Here is a 23,614-nt window from a genome sequence, read left to right as displayed (position 1 = left end):
ATGAGAGTTATATCAGGCGAATTCAAATCAAGAAAATTAATAGCACCAAAAGGCCTCAAGACGAGACCTACTTTGGATAATATAAAAGAAACAATATTTAATATCATATCGCCAATAAGGCTTAACGCATCCGTCTTAGACCTATTTAGCGGCACAGGACAGATAGGCATTGAGTTTTATTCAAGAGGCGCGAAGGACGTCTACTTAGTAGATTCATCGCGCGAGGCCATAAGCGTTATAAATAAAAATTTAGAAAGCTTAAAGCTTAATGACGAGATAAAGCTTATGAAGATGGATGCCATAAGAGCCTTAAAAGGGCCTCTTAAGGAGAAAAAATTTGATTATATCTTCTTAGATCCGCCATATAAGAGTCATGAGCTTCTAAATGAAGTACTTAAGCTAATTATCTCTCTTGATTTACTTGATGAGAAGGGCAGTATAATCATAGAAGAAAACAAAGACTATGATTTATCTGAGGCCATTAGCACGGATGATTTTGATATTGATACAAGAACAATTGGCGATAAGAAAATATTTTTTATAAAGAGGTGTTAAATGAAAGCTATATATCCCGGTAGTTTTGATCCTATAACCAATGGGCACATTGATATCATCAACAGATCTAAGGATATGTTCGATGAGTTAATCATAGGCATAACTACTAATGTACAGAAAAAACACTTATTTACTATAGATGAGAGAAAAAAGATGATAGAGGAAATCTTCAAAGACGAAAAGAAGATTAAGGTAAAGACTTTTGATGGTCTTCTTACTTCATTTTGTGAAGAAGAGGGTACCAACTACGTAATAAGAGGTTTAAGAGCCGTTTCTGACTATGAATACGAACTTCAAATGGCGATGGCGAATAAATCACTTAATAGCGACTTAGAAACTATATTCTTAGTTGCGTCACATAAGTTCAACTTCCTTAGCTCTTCAATTGTGAAAGAGATTGCCTACTATCATGGAGATATATCGGCCTTAGTGCCAGAAAATGTTGAAATAGCATTGAAAAAGAAATACGAAAGGGGTTAAAAAATGGATGTATTAGGTCTTATTGATGAGATTGAGGACATTGTTGAAACAGCGGGTTCTCTTCCTCTAACAAGTAAGGTTTTAGTTCAAAAAGAAGAATTACTAGACATTATAAGCGAGTTAAGAATAAAACTTCCAGATGAAATAAAACAAGCTGCATGGATCAAAGAAGAAAGAGAAAGAATTATAAGCGAAGCAAATAAAGATGCAGAACAAATTATTAAAGAAACAAGATTAAAACTTGAAGAACTTGTAAGCAAAGAAGAAGTTTTAAAAGAAGCTAATGAAAGAGCAAAAGACATTATGAATAAAGCACAAATTGCTTCAACAAACCTAAAGCGCTCTTCGCTTGAATACTCAGACAAGCTTCTAATGAACGCACAAGAAAACTTAAAAGACATGATTACTACTTTGAATGAAAACAGAACAGAGCTTAGAAAGATGTCAGCTTCTGTTAGCCAAGAAAATCACGTAGCACAAGAAAAAGAAGAAAAGTAAAAAAATAAATGCGAAAGTACATAATTACCTTCGCATTTATTTTTTTTATTTGTTTTATAATTATTTTGCCATTGGCGAGTTTGTTGACTTGCCTTCAAGCGATTCAATTGCGTCCTTAAATACTTCGGCAATAGTTGGGTGAGCATATATCATATTTGATAAGTCTTCAACACTTAGACCATTGGCCATAGCTATAACAGCGTAGTGGATTAATAGGTCAGCGTCCTTACCGATGATGTGGCAGCCTAAAATCTTCTTGTGATCCTTTGTTGATAGTATCTTTATAAAGCCTTTAGTTCCACCAACTGCAAGTGCCTTGCCATTTGCTTGGTACATGGACTTTGCTTTATCATACTCAATGCCTTCTTTTTCAAGTTCTTGTTCAGTCTTACCAACTTGAGCAAGTTCTGGAACTGTGTATAATACAGCTGGAACTATTGATAGATCAGTTTTTGGCTCAAGTCCAGATAATTGTTCAACTACGTGGAAGCCTTGAGCTGTAGCAAAGTGAGCTAATTGAGTGTTTTTGTATATAACGTCCCCTATAGCGTAGATATTGTCGTTTGATGTCTTTAAGTTTTCATCAACTAAAACGCCGCCGTCCTTTGTTTCAACTTTAGCTGCTTCAGTGTTAAGACCATCAGTATTGCTTGCTCTTCCTAAAGCAACTAATACATATTCAGCTTCATACTCTTTAGTAGTTTCTTTGCCTACCATTTGCGTAGTTACTTTAAGCATATCGCCAGCTTGCTCTATCTTTTTAGAGTGTTGTTTTGTAGCGAACTTTAGATTTGGATTTTTTAATATTGATTGTAATCTCTTTTGTATTTCAATATCTGCTGTCTTAAACATATTGTTACCGATAACAGTTACTTCAGTACCAAAGCTTGCGTAGATAGTAGCAAATTCAAGGCCTATAACGCCTGTACCTATAACTATCATTGACTTTGGTATCTCTTTTAAACTTAGTAGAGTAGTTGAGTTTAAAACCTTTGGCAAATCACAGCCTTCAAGTGGCTTGATGTCCTTTGATCCAGTAGCTATGATGCACTTATCAAAAGTAACGTTTTCTTCACCGCCATCATTTAAAACTACTTTTACTTCATTTTCGCTAACGAAGGAAGCAGTACCTTTTAAAAGCTTGATATTGTCATATGTTGAGATTAAATATTCGATTCCATCTCTAAGTTTACCCATTACATCTTGTTTTCTTTGGTAAATCTTTTCAGTATCAAGACCATATCCATCAACTTTCACGCCAAATTCTTCAGCGTTTTGAACTTCGCTATAGAAATCAGCTATCTTAACCATAGTCTTAGTAGGTATGCAGCCAATGTTTAAGCAAGTACCACCAAGTAAGTTCTTTTCAACAAGAACAACATCATTTCCTAGTTGAGCAGCTCTGAAAGCGGCTTCGTATCCGCCAGGACCTGCGCCGATAATTAGTAATTTCATATATGTCCTCCTTTATATTATTTATTTTATTCCTAACATTTTAATTATATCATATAATTTGCTATTTCTTAAGAGTTTTTTTCTATACTTTGTAAATTAATCTTGTAAGCATCTTTTACATCCATGCCCTTCATCAGATAATAAATTTTATCATTGTTTACCAAGATCTCAAGGTCTAGCTTGCTTTCTTTACTTAAATTATCAAGATCTTTGTACTTGCTAATGATATTTACATCGCTATGTTTTTTTATCTCTTTTAAAACTTTTTTTCCTATATCATTAGCGCATAAAGGAATTATAAAATCATATTCATTATCTCTTGAAACACTATCTTTATAAATGTTTAATAGCATTACTAATAAAAATCTATTGATCTTGCTCTTTGAAAAGTTTTTTCTTGAGACCATATCCATAAATTCATTATAGCTCTTCGCCTCATAGATGTATTTTTTAATATAGTTTACAGCATCTTCATCATATTCAAAATACATTTTAAAATTATTTTCTCTTATAAATGTGGCCTTGATATAGGAAAAATATTTTTCTAAGTCAATAATTTTTTCTTGTGGCAGTGCTGGGACTAAATCACTCACATCTTCACCCTTATATATAAGAGAGCGTATATGGCTCGCACTTGCCATGCCACCCTCATCGCACTCATCATTATAGCCGGGGCCATGTCTTTGCACGGCGAATGGCTTCATCGCGCTCTTCGTTTCGTCAAGAGCACTTATATACTTATAAGCAAGTATATTGTTTGATTTATTCATTATATCCGTCTTAGTAAGCTCATTAAAGCTTAAAGCGTAAGCCCTTGAGAATGAAAGACCACTCGTCAAATGCTTTTTAATTAGCTCATCAAATTGCTTTTCATTTGCCTTCATCGTTTCATGTGCCTTTCTAAAAGCCTCTATACCATCTTCGCTGCCAAAGCTTAGGTAGTCAATTACGTTTAGCTTATTTAGTATGTTCACAGCATTTTTTGCAAATATATCTGCAGGTGCTATAGAAGAGAAGACAGGCAGCTCAAGGACGAGGTCACAGCCATATTCACAGGCAATCTTAGCTCTTTCATATTTAGTAAAAGCGCTAGGAAGACCTCTTTGAACAAAATTGCCACTCATCAAAGCTACCACTGCATCGGCGCCTAGAGCTTCTTTTGTTTTATGAATATGGTAGATGTGGCCATTGTGAAATGGATTGTACTCAGAAATGATTCCGACTATTTTCAACTTTTTCCCTTCTTTCTTAAAAAACACTTGAAATTTTCTACAATTTATTATATCATATATGTGTATGATTTGTTAAATATTTAGGGAGGTAAAAATGAAAATATTAGTAATTAATTGCGGATCATCATCATTAAAGTATCAATTAATGAACATGGATGACGAAAGCGTAATCTGTAAAGGTTTAGTAGAAAGAATCGGTATTGAAGGCTCTAAGCTAACTCACAAGGTTGAAGGAAGAGAAAACTTTGTAGTTGAAGAAGCTATGAAGGACCACAAGGCAGCTATGAAGCACGTATTTGACGCACTTGTTGACAAAGAACACGGCGTTGTTGCTTCACTTGATGAAATCGACGGTATCGGTCACAGAGTACTACATGGTGGAGACAAATTAACTGACTCAACACTTGTTACTGAAGACGTTAAGAAGACTATCGAAAAGTTCATCTGCTTCGGACCACTTCATAACCCAGCAAACCTTATGGGTATAGAAGCTTGCGAAGAGCTTGTAAAGGGTAAACCAAACGTTGTTGTTATGGATACGGCCTTCCATCAAACAATGCCAGCTAAGAACTTCATGTACGCTATTGACTATGATCTATATGAAAAGTATAGACTTAGAAAATACGGTTTCCACGGAACTTCTCATAAATATATAGCACATAGAATGGCTGAAATACTTAATAAAGATTTATCAGAACTAAACATAATCAACTGCCACTTAGGCAATGGATCAAGTTTAGCTTGCATTAAGAATGGTAAAGTTTACGATACATCCATGGGTGTTACACCGCTTGAAGGCCTTGTAATGGGTACAAGATCAGGCGATATCGACCCAACTGTTGTTACATTCCTATGTGAAAATGAAAATATTACTCCACATGAAGCTAATCAATGGTTAAATAAAAAATCGGGTGTACTAGGAGTTTCTAAGCTAAGCTCGGACTTTAGAGACCTTGAAGAAGCAAGAGACAAGGGTAACGAAAAAGCAGGACTTGCACTTGATATGTTCACAAACAGAGTTAAGAAGTACATCGGTGCTTACATGGCTCAAATGCCAGAGCTTGACGCCATCGTTATGACTGGTGGTATTGGTGAAAACTCTGACACAATGAGAAGAGAAATTCTTCACGGACTAGAACACCTAGGCATTGAACTAGATGACAAGAAGAACGACGGCACTAGAGGAAAAGAAGTAGACATCGCTAAAGATGGCGCTAAGATTAAGATCTACATCTGCCCAACAAACGAAGAATTAATGATAGCAAGAGACACAAAGGAAATTATTTCAAAATAATTTAAAATAAGATAGAAAAAGTCTTGACAAAAGAGATAAAAAACAGTATAATTGTAATGTTATAAATGCGAATTAGTAAAGAAATACATTTACTGTAAGTTAAGGAGGTGTTTTTAATGGCAGTACCTAAAGGACGTACATCAAAACAAAGACGTAACAAGAGAAGAGCTTCATCTTATACATTAAGAAAAGCAACTTTCGTTGAATGTCCTCAATGTCATGAAATGAAAAGACCACACAGAGTATGCATGAGCTGTGGTTATTACAATGGTGAAAAGGTTTTAGATGTTGAATAAAAAATACTCAGGTTAATTCCTGAGTTTTTTTATTTTTTATTGTACCTACTAGGTTCAAAGGAGCTTGGAGCAGTTTCAAGTGGGACAATGAAAAAACTAGGACTATCTCAATAAATACTAACGCAAGCACAAGTATTAAATTGACTTTTAAACTGATGTATGCTATAATTTAAGGCAAGATTTAATGCAAGTTGATGGTTGATCATTTTTGATAGGATGTGCAGTTGTCGCTTGTATTGCACTTTTTGGTCTAGGAGTATATAATGGATATAAAGATACTAAGGATCAAAAAAATAAACCGTTATAGATTGGAGGTGACTTTTTTATGAAATTTTTAGGAAAATCAATGGATTCTTATCCTAGATATTATAAAATAGTAGGTATTCTTATACTCATGTTTCTTTTATATAAGTTTGGGTATTTAATTGGCAAGTTTGTTGCAAATATCAATTTATAAACTGTGTACTGATTATTTTTAAAGCTCAGCATATTTGTAAAGGAGAATAAATGAAAACAGAAATACTTAGAGTTTTTAAAATTGTATTGCTATTTATTTCATTATTTGTGATTAATATTATATTCTTTAAAATTATTTCACTTTTAGGGTTTAGTATTATTATGACAGATTTAAGCTATTTGGTGCCTCCGTTATTTGCAACAATTGTATTGTTATTAATTAATAAATATAAAAAAACTAAGTAATTATTTAATTTGTATTGTTTTTTAGATTAATTATATATAAATACTGAAAATACAAATAACTACATGCATTTAACGGAAATTATTATAAATAATTAAATTTTTAATTTTAATAATTTATGGAGTTATCTAATCAAATAAATAGTCTGACTCAGGCTAATGCCTGAGTTTTTTTATTTTTATGGTGTTCCTACTAGGTTCAAAGGAGCTTGGAGCAGTTTCAAGTGGGACAATGAAAAAACTAGGACTATCTCAATAAATACTAACGCAAGCACAAGTATAAAATAGGATAAATTGACTTATCAGCCTATTTATGATATAATATATCTTAACAATAAAACGGATAAGGGGTAATAATATGGCAATTTCTTATAAACCATTATGGCACTTATTGGTAGAAAGAGAAATGAACAAAGAAGACTTAAAAAGAGCTGCAAGCTGTAGTTCCATTGAAAGAGGTATTAGATATCCTGATTAACTATAGAAATAATATTTATTTAGACAGGAGGAAATAAAGTGAGTCAAGAAAATAAGATAAATCAATCTTGCTGAGGTTCAATACAAAAAACCACTGGTACAGTGGAAGAAAAAGCAAATTGCCCCAAATGTCACAAAATAGGAGAAAAGGTTAAGAATATAACTGTAAAGCATATGGTATCAGAAAACCTTATGGGAAAGGTTGTAGATGAAGAAACTTACTATTTATGTATGAATGAAGATTGTGATGTCGTGTATTATAACTTAAACAATGAAAGAGTTTTTTATAAGGAAGATGTAAAAGTTCCTATATGGTTTAAAAAGGATGCAAATCCCAAATATATATGCTATTGCAACCAAGTTACAGAGCAACAAATTATAAACGCTGTTTTAGATGATGGTGCAAAGAATATTAAAGATATTATTAGACTTACAGGGGCAATGAAAAATGCAAAGTGCGAAATTAACAATCCTTTGGGTAAATGCTGTAGTCCTTTTATTCAAGAAACCATCAATAAGGCATTAAAAAGCAAATAATAGTTTGCGACACATAATTTATAAAGTACGTCACAACAGTAATAAAATTAAAAATAATAAAAAACTATAGAATTAAAATTTTAACGGTTCAGATGCAAAAGTCTGGGCCGCTTTTTTATTTTTCCCGGAAAGGAGGTCGCCTATATGGTAAATGATGAAGTTAATAATAAGGCTATAAATATTGAGATAAAAGTGGCTCAGTATTCAGCAAAGGCTATTTTAAAAGCTATGAAAAAGATTATAGAAGATGCCAATGAAAAAAGTCAACAACTTGCAGATTATATTAGTGAAAAAAGAAAAACCAATTCAAGGAAACTTAAGGATATGGTAAAGAAAGGTCATCTGGAAAATATTGATAAGCAAATCGAAAATAAATTCAATGCTTTTAAGGATTACGCATAAAGGCGTAAAATAAATTGGGGGTTTGTTAGAGATAAAGATACAAGACTTTATATTAACAATACAAACTACACAAAAGAAATGAATAATGAAAATTGGAAAAGGTTGGAAGATTTACTTTAATGCGTTGTTAGATGACAAGAAATTTAATAATGAAACTTTTAAAGAGATAGCATAAATGTTATCTCTTTTTTATTACAAGAAATAAGGTATATATAGGAGATAGAAATTAAAAACGCTATCGTCTTTTTTATATTAAATACGGGTAAAAATATTAACAAGAAATTTGTAACGTTTTGATTTTTCAATCGTCTAACTATTAGAAAGCAAGAAAGGGTGTGATTTTATGGACTATGATTACGAAATAATATATAAAGAATATTTTTCTAAAGTATATTTATATGTTTTGACCATTAGTCATGATGAACATATAGCTGAAGAAATCACACAAGAAACTTTTTTTAAAGTAAAATAACTACGTATCTCATCTCATTCATAAAAAACTTGATTTAATAGGCAAAATAATGTATAATAATTATGGATTTAGAACGGAGGAAATTATGAAGTTATTAATTGATACACAAGGCGGCGACAATGCACCTAAAGCTATGCTCATGGCTGTGCAAAAAGCAAAGGCAGAGGACAGCTCTTTAGATTTTGTTTTGTTCGGCGATAGAAAAGAGATTGAAGAGCATCTTGGAGCTGATGCAGCGAATTATGAGATAGTTCAAACTGAAGACATTATAACAAATGAGGACGAGGCGGCTCTATCCATAAGAAAGAAAAATAAAGCATCCATAGTCCTAGCATCAAAGTACTTAGTTGAAAATGATGATGCAGATGCCTTTATATCATCTGGATCAACTGGCGCGCTTCTTGCGGCAGCTATGCTTATAGTAAAGAGGATAGACGGCTTTAAAAGAGCGAGCATACCAACATTCTTACCGGGAATAAAGGGACCAACACTACTTTTGGATTCAGGGGCCAATGTTGACTGCGAGCCAGAATTTATTTATGAATTTGCAAAACTTGGATCAAAGTACGTTGAAAAGCTACTTGGCATAGAAAGACCGAAGATTGCTTTGGTATCTAACGGCGCTGAAGCTAAAAAGGGTAATGAGCTAACTAAGAAGGCTCATGAAATACTTAAAAATTCAGAACTTAATTTTATTGGCAATATCGAAGCCAATGAAGTGCTTACAACTGATGCAGACATCATCGTTCAAGACGGTTTCGTAGGCAATGTAATACTAAAGGAGCTTGAAGGAGCTAGCAAAGTCTTTGTGGGAAGCATAAAGAACTTTATTATGAAGGATGAGAAATATTTTTCCTCTGATGAAATGAAGATGTCATTTTTAAAGGATGTCATGTCTCTTATGGGACTTACTAAGTACGGCGGATCACCTGTCTTAGGTGTAAATAAAGCAATAATCAAAGCACATGGCAATAGTGATGAGAAGGCATTTTACCTAGCTATAAGAAATACTGTTGACTTTGTGAATTCAGGAGTTATAGAATATTTAAAGGAAAATTAGGAGGAGCTATGTTAGAAGAAAAAATTAAAGAAATAATTGCTAAGCAATTTAAAGTAGATCTTAAAGATTTAAAGGACGAAACAAGATTTAAAGAAGATTTAAAGGCAGATTCCATCGCCATAGTTGAATTAATTATGAATTTAGAAGACGAATTAAATGTAAGCCTTGATGATGACAAGGTTACAAGTGTTAAAACAGTTGGAGAGGCAATCGCACTAGCCATAGAAGCTGCAAAATAATGAAGAATTCTGATATATCCGATGCTCGCGAAAAGCTCAAAAGCTTGCAGGCGATTATCGGATATAATTTTAATGATGAAAATTTGCTCTTCACTAGCTTAGTTCATAGGAGTGCTAGGGAAGCAGAACTTTTAACTGTGCCATATGATGCTCAGAGTCTTGAGTTTTTAGGCGACAAAGTACTTTCATATGTTTTGGCAAAGTATTTATTCACTAAGTACATAGACAAGGACGAAGGCGCTCTATCAGAGCTTATTGCTATGCTTGGCAAAGCTTCATACCAAAATATGGTTGCTAAAAATCTTCATTTGGATGAGTACATCTATATGGAAGCAAATTTAAGATTAAATCTTGATAAGACTTCGATACTCTCTGATCACTTAGAAGCCTTGATAGCTGCCATATACTTAGATTCAGACATCGATGCAGCTGAAAAGTTTATACTGGATAAATATTTAAAAGATGCACATCTTGTTCTAGATACGAAGAATGACTTTATAAATTATAAGAGCATTTTAATTGAATATGCTCAAAAACACGATTTAGAATTAGTGTATACACTTTTGAATGAATATGGTCCAGATAATGAAAAAAGTTTTGAGTATGCTGTCGAACTTGATGGTTATAGGGCGATTGCTATAGCTAAGAGAAAGAAGGCTGCTCAGCAATTAGCATCTAAAGAACTTGCGATTGAATTGAAATTGATAAAATGAAAAAAAACTATATAATACCAATTTTTATACCGCATCTAGGCTGCCCAAACGATTGCATTTTCTGCAATCAAAAGAAGATAGCAAAGGATTACGATGCGCAAAAAGAAGAAAATATAAAAAAGGATATAGAAAAGTATTTGGCGCTATATGAAGGAAAAAGTGATATAGAGCTTGCTTTTTATGGAGGCAGCTTCACTGCGCTTGATTACCCACTTATGCTTAGCTACTTAAAGCTTGCAAATACATACATAGAGCGTGGCCTCATTGACAGCATAAGGATATCGACAAGGCCGGACGCTATAAGCGAAGAAATTCTTGACGAGCTGGAAAAGTATAATGTAAAAACCATTGAGCTAGGCGCGCAGTCAATGAATGACGCTGTTTTAGATGCACTTAGGAGAGGTCATAAGGCTGCTGACACCATTCGCAGCGCTAAAATGATTAAGAAGAGAGGCTTTACTCTTGGCTTTCAAATGATGACGGGCCTATATAAGTCAAGTAAAGAGATGGATATAGCTACAACTGAAGCGATAGCTGCGCTTGAGCCGGACTTTGTAAGGATATATCCAACTCTTGTAATAAAGGACACAGAGCTTGTAGATAGACTTAAAGACGGCTCGTATAAGCCCTTAGATGTAGACGAGGCAGTTGATACGCTTAAGAGCTTAGTTATCATTTTTGAAGCAAAAGACATTGAGATAATTAGGATAGGTCTTCAAACTACTGATAATATTCAGCTAGGTAAGGACGTAGTGGCAGGGCCATTCCACCCGGCGATACGCTCATTAACATACGAGGCAATCTATCTAGAGATCATAGAAGAATTTATTGAGCTTAATAAAATCACAAATGATTTTACCATAGCTTCTTCAAAAAAAGTCGCTTCATACTTGAGTGGCTCTAGAAAAACAAATAGAAAGAAAATTTATCAAAAATATAAAATAAATTACGAGATAAAAGGCATCTTTGATGAGGACGATAGGCTTATGTTTTACAATGGAAGCCCGCAAAGTTACTCATTTAAGATTCTTTTAAAGAATAAGTACGAAAGGGGCAAATATTTTGCGTTTAAATAAATTAATATTGAAGGGCTTTAAATCCTTCGCAAATAAAACTGAGATAGTCTTTACCCCTGGAGTTACAACGATTGTAGGGCCTAATGGCAGCGGTAAGAGTAATATATCTGACGCTGTTAGATGGGTTTTAGGCGAGCAAAGCAATAAATCACTTAGAGCAAATAAGGCAAGTGACGTTATCTTCCAAGGAACTGAGGAGAAAAAAGCACTTGGCTACGCTCAAGTAAGTATAGTGTTTTCAAACGACGATAACGCTCTACCTGTTGAATACCAAGAGGTTGAAGTCACAAGACGCATGTATCGCTCAGGCGAGAGCGAATTTTTTATAAACAATAAAAAGGCCAGAATGAAGGACGTTAGAGAGCTTTTCCTAGACACAGGCGTTGGCAAGGACGGCTACTCCATCATTGGCCAAGGAAGGATAGACGAGATACTATCAAACAAGCCAGAGGACAGAAGAGCCATCTTTGAAGAGGCATCAGGCGTTAGTAAGTATAGATACAAAAAGGAAGAATCTTTAAGGAAGCTTGATAAGACTGAGGCGAATTTACTTAGAATAAAAGATATTCTTTATGAAATAGAACAAAATGAAGCGAGACTTAAGGGCGAATCGGAAAAAGCCAGAGAGTATAAGGGCCTTATGGAAGAGTACAAAAAGGTAGACGTATCTATTTCATACAATGCTTATGAAAAGATAGAGAAGAATTTACTCAAATTTACAGCGGATAAAGAAAGGCTCATCGATGATTTAAAATTAAGTGAAATAAAGAATAAAGAAGTTGAAGAGAGCGCTGCGCCACTACAAGCTGAACTTAAGAAGTATGAAGCACTTATCGATGAGATTAAAGAGCAAAGAAATAAAGACCTTAGGGACTTTGATATCAATAGGCAAAAGCTTGAGATAAACAAAGAAAAACTTAAATCAATAGAAGATAAAGTTCTTGATAACAAATTAAAAGAGAAAGAGCACGAAAATAAATTACTAGAATCAGAAGAAAAGATAAAAACATTATCTCTTGTGAAAAAATCAAGCGAAGAAACTTTATTAAAGATAGCTAAGGACCTTGAAGCACTTAAAAATGAAAATGCATCTTATGATAGAACTAGCTACGATGACGCTATGAATATGGGCCTAGCGCTTGATAAAGAACTTGAGGCGCTAAGACTAAGTATAGAAAACAAGAATAATAATAAAGCTACTCAAAACGAAAAGCTTAAGGATATAGAAAAAAAGATAAGCGATAAAGAAAATGAATTAAATAAGCAAAATGATGAATTCGATAAAGCAAATAGCAATCTTAATGATTTAAATAAGACGTTTAGTGAAAAGGAAGAGCTTTATAAGAAAGCAAAAGATGAGATCACAGCAAAAGTTGATGAATTAGCAAAGTCAAAGGACGCTTACTTTGCTTTAGAAAATGACATTAGAGTTTTAGAAAAAAGTTATGAGATGCACAAGAATCTCGAGGAAAACCTCGATGGCTACTACAGAAGCGTTAAAGAGATAGCTAAGGCTGCGAAGAAAAATTATTTCAAATCTGAATCGAGACTAGTGGTCGACATCTTTAACTGCGATGAAAAGCACTCACTTGCTATAGAATCAGCACTGCAATCGAATTTACAAGCCATAGTCATAGATAGAGACGACTATGCCAAAGAGTACATCGACTTTTTGAAGAAGAATAACTATGGTAGAGCGACTTTCTATCCACTTAATAGATATATTTCTAGATCAAACGAAAACTATAATATTAATGACAAAGATGCCATTGGTTTTGCGAGTGAGCTAATTACTTATGATAAAAAATATGACAATCTATTCAAGAGCCTGCTTCAAAGAACAGTTGTAACGACTACTTTTGATGCTGCACTTAGAATATCTAAAGTCCACAAGCAATATAGATACGTTAGTTTAGATGGACAAATAATAAATTCATCTGGATCAATAGTGGGCGGTAGCCAAGTAAAATCATCATTTATCTCGCGTAAACACATGCTTACTAAGCTAATGGAAGAGATAAATGAGAAGAGAAAATCATTAGAAGCAGCTAAAGCGGCGCTTATAAATAAGGAAGAAGAGATTAAGAATGAAAAGACATCTTATGACAAACTAAATGAAGAAATCATTGCAATAAACGAAAAGATAAATGCGGCTAAAAAAGAAATCAATTCACTTGAGATAAACATAGCTTTTGCACAAAGAGATATAAGTGAGGCAAAAACTCAAAGAGAAGAGCTTACGAAATCACTTGAAGCACTTGAAGAAGAGATAGCTCAAGGCACTAAGGACTTAGAAGAGCTTAAGAATAAAAAGCTTGAGCATGAGAAGACGATAGAAGCTGAAAAAGAACTTATCAAAGGCTTTGAAGAAGAAAAAGATAGACGAAACGAAAAGCTTCTTCAAATAAGCGTTGAAAAATCTACTTTAGAAGCAAAGCTTGAAAGAACTGAGGAAGACATTGCTATATCACAAGAGTATATAGCTAAGTCACAAGAGATTAAAGATGGCCTTGCAAGCGATTTTAAGGAGCTTAGCCAAAATAAAGAAGCACTTGAAAATGAAAATGCTAGCATCATGGACTTCTTAAAGAAAAATGAAGAGCTTGAACAAGAATACATTGATAAGATCAATCAAAAGACAGATGAAAAGGAAAAAGTTTTATCTAAGATCTTTGATTTGCAAAATGAGATAAAGACTTGTCAAGAAGGCATAATAGCCATCAAGGACGAGATTAATAAGAATGAGGTCCTACTTGCTCGTAACGAAGTAATGAAAGATAATATAAAAGAAAAGTTATCGAACGATTACTTCATTAACGTTGAAAATATTGACAAGGATAGTCTTGTTAAGGCAAGCTCAAAAGACTTAAAAGAGCTACAAGAAAAGATTGATGCCCTTGGCGATGTATCACTATCATCTATAAAAGAGTATGAAGACACATTGACAAGATTAGAGTTCTTAAGAAAGCAATATGACGATATGCAAGAGTCTAAAGAGGACTTACTAAATATAATCGACGATATCGACGAAACTATCAAGATAAAGTTTAAAGATAACTTCAATATTATTCAAGGGTATTTCTCAGAGATATTCCAAAACTTATTTGGTGGCGGCGAAGCGAAGATATATATAAGCGACGAAAGCGATATACTTAACTCAGGTATTGAGATAGAGGCGCGTCCACCAGGAAAGAGCATGCAATCACTAAGTCTACTATCAGGAGGAGAGAAGACTTTAACAGCGATAGCTTTATTATTTGCGGTACTAAAGTCAAAACCATCGCCATTCTGTATACTTGATGAGATAGACGCGGCTCTTGATGATGCCAACATCAGTAAGTACACAGCTTACCTTGATAGGATTAAGGACGAAACACAATTTATACTTATCACACATAGAAAGGTAACTATGGAGATATCGGACGCTATATACGGCATTACTATGAAAGAAAAGGGCATAAGCTCGATACTTTCGATGAAATTAACTTAAGAGGTGAAATATGTTTAATTGGTTTAAAAAGAAAAATAAAGATGAAGAGCAAAAAGAAGTTCAAGAACAAAAAGTAGATTTAGCAGCAGAAGAGCCAGATCAAAGGCCTTTGAATGAAGAAGTAAATTTAGATGAAGAAGCAAAAACAAATGCAGAAGCAAAAACGAATGACGAAGCAAAATCAAATGCAGAAGCAAAAACGATTGACGAAGTAAAATCAAATGCAGAAGTAAAAACGAATGACGAAGCAAAAGTGAATGAAGAAGCGCCAAAAGAAGCCAAAGAAGAAAAATCATCTTTCTTCAAGAGAATGTTCTCAGGCCTTGAAAAGACAAGACAAAATCTAAATTATAAGCTTCAAACAGTCTTTAAAGGCACAGACATTGACGATGACTTTTACGACGAGCTAGAAGAAGTTCTAGTCACATCAGACATTGGCGTTGAAACTGTTATGAACATTATCGACAATCTAAAAGAAAGACTTGTTAGAGAAAATATTTTAGAGAGAAAAGATGCTCTTCCTATATTAAAGGATGAGATCAAGAACATAATGAATGACAATATTACATCGAGAGATTTGAAGCTTGAGCCATCTCCAGCCATACTTCTAGTTGTTGGTGTCAATGGCGTTGGCAAGACGACTACCATAGGCAAACTTAGCTACCAATTCAGACAAGAGGGCAAAAGCGTTTTGATTGCCGCTGCCGATACATTTAGAGCGGCTGCCATTGAACAGCTTAAAGAATGGGCCAATAGAGCAAACGTTGACATCATCGCTCATGAAGAATCAGCTGACCCAGCAAGCGTTGTCTTTGATGCGATCATGGCGGCTAAAGCAAGAAAGACTGATATACTTATCTGCGACACAGCAGGTAGACTTCATAACAAACAAAACTTAATGAATGAGCTTAACAAGATTAAAAGAGTTATCGATAGAGAATTTCCTAACGCAGTTAAAGAAAATTTATTGGTTCTCGATGCGACTACTGGTCAAAACGCCATCATACAAGCGAAGTCCTTTAAGGAGACGAGCGACATAACAGGTGTTTGCGTTACTAAACTAGACGGCACTGCTAAGGGCGGCGTCATCATTGCACTTGAGAGCGAATTACATTTACCAGTTAAGATTATAGGTGTCGGTGAAAAGATAGAGGACCTTCAAGCCTTTAACGTCGATGACTTCGTTGAAGCATTATTTTAAAAATATTTAAATAATTTTAAAAAAAGTATTGACAAAAGTCAATCTATATAGTATTATATTAACTGTCAAGTAAATAGCTTGACAGTTTTTTATGTGATAACACTAAGAACGACACGAGTTTTATAAGGAAAAAGATAAAATGAAAGTACTAGATGATTATATATATATCGGAAGACTCTTAGACTTCTACGGAAGCCTATTAACAGAGAGCGAGTCGAAGTCGGTTGATTACTATTACAACGAAGACTACTCACTTACTGAGATAGCTGAGCTTCTTTCAATATCAAGACAAGCGGTGAGCCTTAACATTAAAAGAGCTATAGACAAGTTAAAGTCTTACGAGGCAGCACTTAAGCTTATAGAGAAGTTTGATAATAGAAAAGAGGCCAAGGATAGATTAGAAATTATCTTCAATGGCATTAACAGCTGTGACGATATAGATGAAATTAAAGGAAGAATTAAAGAAGCTGAAGAGATTATAAACGAGATCTAAAAGGAGCAATAATGATATTTGAGAGCTTATCAGAAAAACTACAAAAAACATTAGACGGCTTAAGAGGCAAGGGCAGACTTAGTGAAAAGGATGTCGATGCGGCACTTAGAGAAGTAAAGCTAGCTCTTCTTGAAGCGGATGTTAATTATAAGGTAGTTAAGAATTTTATAAATACATTAAAAGAAAGAGCCATAGGCACTGAAGTTATGGAGAGTTTAACTCCTGGTCAACAAGTTATTAAGATTGTTAATGAAGAATTAATTAATCTTATGGGCAAGACTAAAGAGGGCCTAAACCTTAGCAAGAACCCAAGCATCATCTTGATGTGCGGTCTTCAAGGTGCAGGTAAGACAACTACTACAGGTAAACTTGCTGTAAACCTAAGAAAGAAAGGCAGAAGACCACTATTAGTTGCCTGCGACGTCTATAGACCAGCAGCGATTAAACAGCTAGAAGTTGTTGGAAAGTCAATTGACGTGCCAGTATTTTCAATGGGCGACAAGATAAAGCCTATTGACATAGCTAAGAGCGCTATAGAGCACGCTAAGAAGAATGGTAACGACGTAGTTATTGTCGATACAGCGGGACGTCTACACATAGACGAAGTACTGATGGATGAGCTAAAAGGTTTAAAAGAAAACTTGGAGCCATCAGAAATACTTCTTGTACTTGACTCAATGACTGGACAAGACGCAGTAAACGTGGCAAAAGCCTTTGATGATGCACTTGGCATAACAGGAGTAATATTAACAAAGCTAGACGGTGACGCTAGAGGCGGTGCGGCACTTTCAATTAGAGCCGTAACTGACAAACCAATCAAATACGTTGGTATGGGCGAAAAGATGGATGAGCTTGAAGAGTTTCATCCAGACAGAATAGTTTCTAAGATACTTGGTATGGGCGACGTGCTTACTCTTATTGAGAAGGCGCAAAGCAATATTGACCAAAAGAAAGCTATGGAGCTTGAGAAAAAATTAAGGGAAGAAACATTTACCCTTGATGATTTCTTAGATCAAATCGCTCAGATGAGAAACTTAGGACCTATAGAAAATCTAATGCAGATGATACCAGGAATGAATTCAAAAGCCTTAAAGGGCATAAATATAAGTGACAAAGATATAGGCAGAGTTGAAGCCATCATCAGAAGTATGACTATGAAAGAGAGAGTAAGTCCAAACATAATCAATGCTTCAAGAAAGAAGAGAATTGCAGAAGGAAGCGGAACAACAACAAATGATGTTAACAAGCTTTTAAAGCAATTTGAAGACACTAAGAAGATGATGAAGCGCTTCGGCAAGATGGAGAAGTCTATGAAAAGAAAAGGAAATTTCAATTTTCCATTTAATATATAAATTTTAAGGAGGTGAGATTGTGGTAAAAATTCGTTTAAAAAGAATGGGATCAAAAAAGAATCCATTTTACAGAATTGTTGTAGCTGATTCAAGAAGAGCTAGAGATGGCAAGTTTATTGAACAACTTGGTTATTATGACCCATTAACTGAGCCAAAGACAATAAAATTCGATCAAGAAAAGGCTGAACAATGGATAGCAAACGGAGCTAAGGCAAGTGAAACAGTTCAAAGATTATTCAAATCTCAAGGATATGATATAACAGCAAAGACTGCTAAGAAAGCTGAAGCAACAGAAGAAACAGAAGCTGTAGAAGCTTAGGATGTGGGGGTTAATATGAAAGAATTAGTTGAATTTTTAGCAAAATCTATTGTTGATAACAAAGATGATGTTAAAGTTACAGTTAATGAATCAGCAAATGAGATCAACATTGATCTATACGTAAATTCAGACGATATAGGCAGAGTTATCGGTAAAGGCGGTAAGGTTGTTAAAGCAATCAGACTTATAGCCGGAGCTACTCTTAAAGATTCAAGAAGAATTAATTTAGAAATAAAGGAATAAATCTTGGACCTTATAAAGATAGCAAAGATTGTCTCAGCGCATGGCTTAAATGGAGAGGTAAAAATCTTTCCGTACACAGATGATTTAAATGGTTTCAAAGAATATAAGCAAATCTATATCGATGGTGAAGAGCTTGAGATTGTAAGTCAAAAGATAGCTTCAAAATTTATTGTACTTAAGTTAAAAGGCTTTGATTATATAGACGATGTCAAAAGGCTTATTGATAAGGATGTTTTTATTGACAAGGCTCAGATGCCTTCGCTAGATGAGGGTGAGTACTATATACATGAGCTTATAGCCATGGAAGTTTATAGCGAAGCTGACGAGCTTATTGGCACTGTTAAAGATGTCATGGAAACGAGCGCAAATCACGTGCTTGTTGTGGATCATGACGGCAAGGAAGCACTTATTCCTTTTGTTAAAGCCTTTATCAAAGAACTTGACTTGAAGCATAGAAAGATAAAAGTCAAACTCATAGAAGGTATCTTATGATAAAGTTTAACGTCTTAACGCTGTTCCCCGAGATGTTTACAGCACTTACTGATTTTAGTATAATCAAAAGGGCTATAGATAATGAGCTTATAGAGATCAATCTTATTAATTTTAGAGACTACTCTAAGGACAAGCACAATAAAGTTGATGACTACCCCTATGGTGGCGGAAGCGGTATGCTTTTAAGAGCGGATGTTCTTAAGGACTGCTTAGAAGATATTAAGCCAAAAAAGCTTATCTATCTTTCACCGAAGGGCAAATTATTTAATCAAGACTTGGCTAAAGAGTATGCAAAACTTGACGAGATAACAATTCTTTGTGGGCATTATGAAGGTTTAGATGAGAGAATCATCCAAAACTATGTCGATGAAGAGCTTTCTATCGGGGATTATGTATTGACCGGTGGAGAACTACCCGCTATGGTAATCATAGATACCGTATCGAGGTTAGTTGATTCAGTAATAAAAGAAGATTCGTATTCAGACGAAACTCACATGTCAAATTTTTTAGAGTATCCTCAGTACACCAGACCATATGATCTGGATGGGGATAAGGTTCCAGATGTACTGCTTAGTGGAAACCATCAAGATGTCGATGACTTTAGACTCATTGAGTCATTTAAGGCAACTGTTAAAAACAGGATAGACTTACTTGATTTTGCTAAGCTAGATAAAAAGGAAATGAAAAATTTGAGAGAAATATTAAATAAACTAAAGAAGGAGGACTAAGATGGACTATATTAAGATGCTTGAAGCACAACAATTAAAAGACAACATTCCTCAATTTCATGTAGGTGACACTGTTCAAGTTCACTATAAAGTTGTAGAAGGTACACGTGAAAGGATCCAAGTGTACGAAGGTACTGTAATTAAGAGACAAAACGGCGGAGCTAAAGAAACATTTACAGTAAGAAGATTGTCATATGGTATTGGTGTTGAAAGAACATTCTTACTTCACTCTCCAAGAATCGACAAGATCGTTCTTGTTAGAAAAGGTAGAGTTAGAAGAGCTAAACTTTACTACTTAAGAGACAGAGTAGGTAAAGCTGCTAAAGTTAGAGAAAAACAATCGTTTTAATTGATGTAAAGACATTCTATTAAGAGAGTGTCTTTTTTCTTTGCGATATTTATTTACATTGACTGTCTTTTGTGATAATATAGAAGATAGTTAGGAAGGTGTATGCTATGAATATAAATTGGTACCCTGGACATATGAAGAAGACTAGAGAGTCTTTAATTGAAATGTCAAAGTTAGTCGATATAGTTATCGAGTTAATAGATGCGAGAGCACCTATGTCGAGCACGAACCCCATAATCAAAGAAATAACGGCTAATAAAGCCAAGATCATATTATTAAATAAAGCGGACTTAGCAGATGAGAGAGTCAACAAGAAATGGATAGCTCATTATAAGGATGCAAAGTGCATTGAGTTCAACGCGAAAGACAAATCGAACGTGAAAAAGATTATTGACTTATCGCGCAAAGAGGTCGACAAGTATCACAAAGAGCACAAACAAAGAGAACACTTCGGACCTATCAAGGCCATGGTTGTCGGCATACCAAATGTTGGCAAGTCTACTTTTATTAACTTAATGAACAATAAAAAGAGCCTTAAGACAGGCAACAAACCAGGTGTAACTAAGAAGAACCAATGGATTAAGGTCGATAATGACTTTATGCTTCTTGATACACCAGGCGTTTTGTGGCCAAAGTTTGAGAGTCAAGAGATAGGTATGAACCTTGCCTTCATCGGCTCAATCAAAGATGAGATACTTAACAAAGACGACATCGCCATCGCTCTAATTAAATTCCTTAAGACTAATTATAGCGGTGCGCTTAACGCAAGATACAAGGTCAATGAAGACGCTACAGAGCTTGAAATTCTTGAAGAGATAGCAAAGAACAGAGGCTTTATACTTAAAGGCAATGAGCTTGATGTATACAAGGCGATAAATATACTTGTAGATGAATTCAGAAACGGACTTTTAGGCAGAATTTCACTCGAGGAGCCGCTAGATGAATAAAGATTATGAAGATAAACTTTTTGATGAAGGCCACAAGATTATAGTCGGTATAGACGAGGTAGGTAGAGGGCCCTTCTTTGGAGATGTACTTGCCTGCGCCATAGCTTTTGAAAAGGACTTCTTCATGGAAGAGGTCAACGACTCGAAAAAGCTAAGTCAAAAGAAAAGAGAAAAGATTTTTAAAGAGCTAGTTAAAAACGCCATCGGCATAGGAATTGGCAAGGCAAGTCCTGAGGAGATCGACGAAATAAATATTAAAGAGGCAACTCATCTAGCTATGCAAAGGGCAGTAGAAGACTTTCATGATGATATGAACAATAAGCTAAGACCTGATATAATCTTGATTGACGCGGAAAAGATTGACATAGACATAGAGCAAAGAGCCATTGTTCATGGCGATGCTACTGTATTTACTATAGCTGCGGCAAGTATAGTTGCAAAGGTACTTAGAGACGCTGATATTACTTATTTAGCGCAAAATTATCCAGACTATGACCTTGAGAATAACAAGGGCTATGGTACTAAAAAGCATAGAGAGGCTATATTAAAATATGGTCCAACACCGCTACATAGAAAAACTTTTTTAAGAAAGCTTTTGGGTAATTACGATGCAAAATAGTTTTAATAGGAAAGACAATAGAAAAAAGGGAAGATTTGGCGAAGAAGAAGCTAAGGAATACCTTCAAAACGAAGGCTACTTCATACTTGACCAAAACTATCAGGTAAGAGATGGCGAGATTGACATCATAGCTAGAGACGATGAGTACCTAATTTTTGTTGAAGTCAAGGCCAGAAACAAGATGGACTACGGTAGGCCCATGGAGGCAGTTACAAAAGCCAAGCAAAAGAAGATAATCAAAACGGCTGAGTACTATCTGTATGAACATCAAAACTTAAACTATCAGCCAAGATTTGATGTGATTGAAGTGAATTTTTCTACGAATAAGATTAAGCATATTAAAAACGCATTTTGGATAGGAGATTAAAGATGTATTCTAAAGTAAATACTTGTGTTTTACAAGGTTTGAACGCAAGGATAATTAACGTTGAGAGCGACTTATCAAGTGGCTTACCACAATTTAATATCGTTGGACTTGCTGATACTGCGATAAAAGAGTCTAAGGAAAGAGTTAGAACAGCTGTAAAGAACTCGGATATAGAGTTTCCAATCAAGAGGATAACCATCAATTTAGCGCCAGCAAATGAAAAGAAGGAAGGCTCTCAGATGGACCTTGCTATCGCCGTGGGTATTTTGCTTGCCAATGGCGATATTGACAATCAAGATACTTCGGATATGGTCATCATAGGCGAGCTTGCTCTTGATGGCACAGTTAACTCTGTTCAAGGCGCACTACCTATGCTTATATCGATGCGCGACCTTAATGTGAAGAAATGCATAGTTCCTGATGCGAACAAAAAAGAGTGTGCTATAGTTGAAGATATAGAGATAATTCCTGTAAAAAACTTAAGGGAAGTAGTTGATTACCTTAACGGCCAAATTAAGATAGAGCCATATAAAAATGAGGAAGAAGAGATTATAAACACAGTTGATGACAGCGTAGATTTCTCAGATATGAAGGGCCAAGAAGGCCTTAAGAGAGCCATGGAGATAGCTGCAGCTGGTGGACACAACATGCTCATCATAGGCCCACCAGGCTCAGGCAAGACCATGGCCGCAAGAAGGCTTGCTACAATACTACCTGATCTTACTTTTGAAGAAGCGATAGAGATTACAAAGATATATAGTATTTCAGGCTTATTAAAGGACGAAGGCCTAGTAAAGAGGAGACCGTTCAGATCGCCTCATCACACATCATCAGATGTTGCCTTGATAGGCGGAGGAAGAATACCAAAGCCAGGCGAAGTTTCACTTGCGCATCACGGAGTCTTGTTCCTAGACGAATTGCCAGAATTTCCTAGAAAAGTTTTGGAAGTATTGAGACAGCCAATTGAAGATGGCGAAGTAACAGTTTCACGTGTTAACGCAACTTTAAAGTATCCATCCAAGTTTATGTTTGTAGCGTCTATGAATCCATGTCCATGTGGCTACTTTGGCGACGAGACTCACCAATGCACTTGTACTCAAAGTCAAATTGACAGGTACTTAGGTAAAATCTCAAGCCCATTGTTAGATAGAATCGACATACATATCGAGGTAAAGCCGGTTAAGTACGATGAATTAAGTTCAAAGACTGAATGCGAATCGTCTGAAACTATTCGTGAAAGGGTCAATAGGGCAAGAAAGAGACAGCTTGAAAGATATAAAAAAGAAGGAATCATTTCAAACTCAGAGCTTACAAACAAAATGATTAAGAAATATGTCAAACTTGATGACAAGGCTCAAGAGATTATGGAATTTGCTTTCAAAAAATTTAATTTCAGTGCAAGAAGCTATAATAAGATACTTAAACTTGCGAGAACTATTGCCGATTTGGCTGATAGTGACTTAGTTTTAGAAAAGCATGTACTTGAAGCAATTCAATATAGAACCCTAGATAAGAAATACTGGAGATAA

General features: G+C 35.0%; 27 protein-coding genes. 25 read left to right on the top strand and 2 right to left on the bottom strand.

All coding sequences use genetic code 11. The features are described from left to right. Genes rsmD through AC1EJ0_RS02770 form a run of 3 tightly spaced genes read left to right on the top strand, consistent with a single transcriptional unit; the run spans nt 1 to nt 1,533 of the window. A complete protein-coding gene (gene rsmD, locus AC1EJ0_RS02780; protein WP_480023204.1) occupies nt 1-555 on the top strand; it encodes a 16S rRNA (guanine(966)-N(2))-methyltransferase RsmD in 555 nt (184 codons plus the stop codon). Continuing rightward, entirely contained in the window at nt 556-1,035 is a 480-nt protein-coding gene (coaD, locus tag AC1EJ0_RS02775; protein WP_294986104.1) for a pantetheine-phosphate adenylyltransferase, read from the top strand. 3 nt (nt 1,036-1,038) lie between these two features. Continuing rightward, on the top strand, nt 1,039-1,533 hold the full coding sequence (locus tag AC1EJ0_RS02770) for a hypothetical protein (RefSeq protein WP_058260547.1): 495 nt from the start codon (nt 1,039-1,041) through the stop codon (nt 1,531-1,533). Between the two features lie 60 nt (nt 1,534-1,593). On the opposite strand, the gene lpdA is transcribed toward AC1EJ0_RS02770, so the two are convergent. After that, entirely contained in the window at nt 1,594-2,988 is a 1,395-nt protein-coding gene (gene lpdA / locus AC1EJ0_RS02765; RefSeq protein ID WP_480023205.1) for a dihydrolipoyl dehydrogenase, read from the bottom strand. Nucleotides 2,989-3,056: 68 nt separating this feature from the next. After that, nucleotides 3,057-4,220: a tRNA(Met) cytidine acetate ligase gene (locus tag AC1EJ0_RS02760; RefSeq protein ID WP_480023206.1), complete on the bottom strand. Its 1,164-nt coding sequence runs from the start codon at nt 4,218-4,220 to the stop codon at nt 3,057-3,059. A gap of 94 nt (nt 4,221-4,314) precedes the next feature. On the opposite strand from AC1EJ0_RS02760, the gene AC1EJ0_RS02755 reads away from it, so the two are divergent. The 22 genes from AC1EJ0_RS02755 to AC1EJ0_RS02650 all read left to right on the top strand — a co-directional run bounded on the left by AC1EJ0_RS02755 (nt 4,315) and on the right by AC1EJ0_RS02650 (nt 23,614). Continuing rightward, nucleotides 4,315-5,514, top strand: a complete 1,200-nt coding sequence (locus AC1EJ0_RS02755; protein WP_294986196.1) for an acetate kinase — start codon at nt 4,315-4,317, stop codon at nt 5,512-5,514. A 116-nt stretch (nt 5,515-5,630) separates the two neighbouring features. Next, nucleotides 5,631-5,810, top strand: a complete 180-nt coding sequence (gene rpmF / locus AC1EJ0_RS02750; RefSeq protein WP_019214681.1) for a 50S ribosomal protein L32 — start codon at nt 5,631-5,633, stop codon at nt 5,808-5,810. Between the two features lie 507 nt (nt 5,811-6,317). Then, a complete protein-coding gene (locus AC1EJ0_RS02745; RefSeq protein ID WP_106017934.1) occupies nt 6,318-6,512 on the top strand; it encodes a hypothetical protein in 195 nt (64 codons plus the stop codon). Nucleotides 6,513-7,067: 555 nt separating this feature from the next. Continuing rightward, on the top strand, nt 7,068-7,523 hold the full coding sequence (locus AC1EJ0_RS02740) for a Csac_0668 family 2Fe-2S cluster-binding (seleno)protein (protein ID WP_480023254.1): 456 nt from the start codon (nt 7,068-7,070) through the stop codon (nt 7,521-7,523). Nucleotides 7,524-7,667: 144 nt separating this feature from the next. Beyond that, on the top strand, nt 7,668-7,925 hold the full coding sequence (locus AC1EJ0_RS02735; protein ID WP_019214686.1) for a hypothetical protein: 258 nt from the start codon (nt 7,668-7,670) through the stop codon (nt 7,923-7,925). Between the two features lie 557 nt (nt 7,926-8,482). After that, nucleotides 8,483-9,457, top strand: coding sequence for a phosphate acyltransferase PlsX (gene plsX, locus AC1EJ0_RS02730; RefSeq protein ID WP_480023207.1), 975 nt, complete (start codon nt 8,483-8,485; stop codon nt 9,455-9,457). Nucleotides 9,458-9,465: 8 nt separating this feature from the next. Beyond that, nucleotides 9,466-9,696, top strand: a complete 231-nt coding sequence (locus AC1EJ0_RS02725) for an acyl carrier protein (RefSeq protein WP_480023208.1) — start codon at nt 9,466-9,468, stop codon at nt 9,694-9,696. Beyond that, nucleotides 9,696-10,409 carry a ribonuclease III family protein gene (locus AC1EJ0_RS02720; protein WP_480023209.1) on the top strand — a complete coding sequence of 238 codons (714 nt, stop codon included), beginning with the start codon at nt 9,696-9,698 and terminating at the stop codon, nt 10,407-10,409. Before AC1EJ0_RS02725 ends, AC1EJ0_RS02720 begins: the two co-directional genes overlap by 1 nt. Continuing rightward, nucleotides 10,406-11,485, top strand: coding sequence for an elongator complex protein 3 (locus AC1EJ0_RS02715; RefSeq protein WP_480023210.1), 1,080 nt, complete (start codon nt 10,406-10,408; stop codon nt 11,483-11,485). The genes AC1EJ0_RS02720 and AC1EJ0_RS02715 overlap by 4 nt, the downstream gene beginning before the upstream one ends. Further along, nucleotides 11,472-14,975 carry a chromosome segregation protein SMC gene (gene smc / locus AC1EJ0_RS02710; protein ID WP_480023211.1) on the top strand — a complete coding sequence of 1,168 codons (3,504 nt, stop codon included), beginning with the start codon at nt 11,472-11,474 and terminating at the stop codon, nt 14,973-14,975. The genes AC1EJ0_RS02715 and smc overlap by 14 nt, the downstream gene beginning before the upstream one ends. A gap of 310 nt (nt 14,976-15,285) precedes the next feature. Beyond that, nucleotides 15,286-16,176: a signal recognition particle-docking protein FtsY gene (gene ftsY, locus AC1EJ0_RS02705; protein WP_480023255.1), complete on the top strand. Its 891-nt coding sequence runs from the start codon at nt 15,286-15,288 to the stop codon at nt 16,174-16,176. Between the two features lie 139 nt (nt 16,177-16,315). Beyond that, complete coding sequence (locus tag AC1EJ0_RS02700) at nt 16,316-16,669, top strand: sigma factor-like helix-turn-helix DNA-binding protein (protein ID WP_480023212.1); 354 nt, start codon at nt 16,316-16,318, stop codon at nt 16,667-16,669. 11 nt (nt 16,670-16,680) lie between these two features. Beyond that, complete coding sequence (ffh, locus tag AC1EJ0_RS02695) at nt 16,681-18,021, top strand: signal recognition particle protein (RefSeq protein ID WP_304018019.1); 1,341 nt, start codon at nt 16,681-16,683, stop codon at nt 18,019-18,021. A 16-nt stretch (nt 18,022-18,037) separates the two neighbouring features. Continuing rightward, complete coding sequence (gene rpsP / locus AC1EJ0_RS02690) at nt 18,038-18,340, top strand: 30S ribosomal protein S16 (protein WP_026880687.1); 303 nt, start codon at nt 18,038-18,040, stop codon at nt 18,338-18,340. A 15-nt stretch (nt 18,341-18,355) separates the two neighbouring features. Further along, nucleotides 18,356-18,583, top strand: coding sequence for a KH domain-containing protein (locus AC1EJ0_RS02685; protein WP_480023213.1), 228 nt, complete (start codon nt 18,356-18,358; stop codon nt 18,581-18,583). A gap of 3 nt (nt 18,584-18,586) precedes the next feature. Beyond that, complete coding sequence (rimM, locus tag AC1EJ0_RS02680) at nt 18,587-19,075, top strand: ribosome maturation factor RimM (RefSeq protein WP_480023214.1); 489 nt, start codon at nt 18,587-18,589, stop codon at nt 19,073-19,075. Beyond that, nucleotides 19,075-19,803 (top strand): tRNA (guanosine(37)-N1)-methyltransferase TrmD, encoded by a 729-nt coding sequence (trmD, locus tag AC1EJ0_RS02675; protein ID WP_480023256.1) that lies wholly within the window; start codon nt 19,075-19,077, stop codon nt 19,801-19,803. The genes rimM and trmD overlap by 1 nt, the downstream gene beginning before the upstream one ends. 1 nt (nt 19,804) lies before the next feature. Continuing rightward, nucleotides 19,805-20,152, top strand: coding sequence for a 50S ribosomal protein L19 (gene rplS, locus AC1EJ0_RS02670; protein WP_058260531.1), 348 nt, complete (start codon nt 19,805-19,807; stop codon nt 20,150-20,152). A gap of 107 nt (nt 20,153-20,259) precedes the next feature. Further along, nucleotides 20,260-21,099: a ribosome biogenesis GTPase YlqF gene (gene ylqF / locus AC1EJ0_RS02665; RefSeq protein ID WP_480023215.1), complete on the top strand. Its 840-nt coding sequence runs from the start codon at nt 20,260-20,262 to the stop codon at nt 21,097-21,099. Then, nucleotides 21,092-21,718 (top strand): ribonuclease HII, encoded by a 627-nt coding sequence (locus AC1EJ0_RS02660; protein ID WP_480023216.1) that lies wholly within the window; start codon nt 21,092-21,094, stop codon nt 21,716-21,718. Before ylqF ends, AC1EJ0_RS02660 begins: the two co-directional genes overlap by 8 nt. Further along, nucleotides 21,708-22,085 (top strand): YraN family protein, encoded by a 378-nt coding sequence (locus tag AC1EJ0_RS02655; protein ID WP_480023217.1) that lies wholly within the window; start codon nt 21,708-21,710, stop codon nt 22,083-22,085. The genes AC1EJ0_RS02660 and AC1EJ0_RS02655 overlap by 11 nt, the downstream gene beginning before the upstream one ends. A 2-nt stretch (nt 22,086-22,087) precedes the next feature. Next, a complete protein-coding gene (locus AC1EJ0_RS02650; protein ID WP_480023218.1) occupies nt 22,088-23,614 on the top strand; it encodes a YifB family Mg chelatase-like AAA ATPase in 1,527 nt (508 codons plus the stop codon).

Source organism: Fenollaria sp. C0166D3 (genome assembly GCF_056590255.1).
The sequence above is the reverse complement of the archived record's forward strand: the minus strand, read 5'-3'. Positions and strand labels throughout refer to the sequence as shown.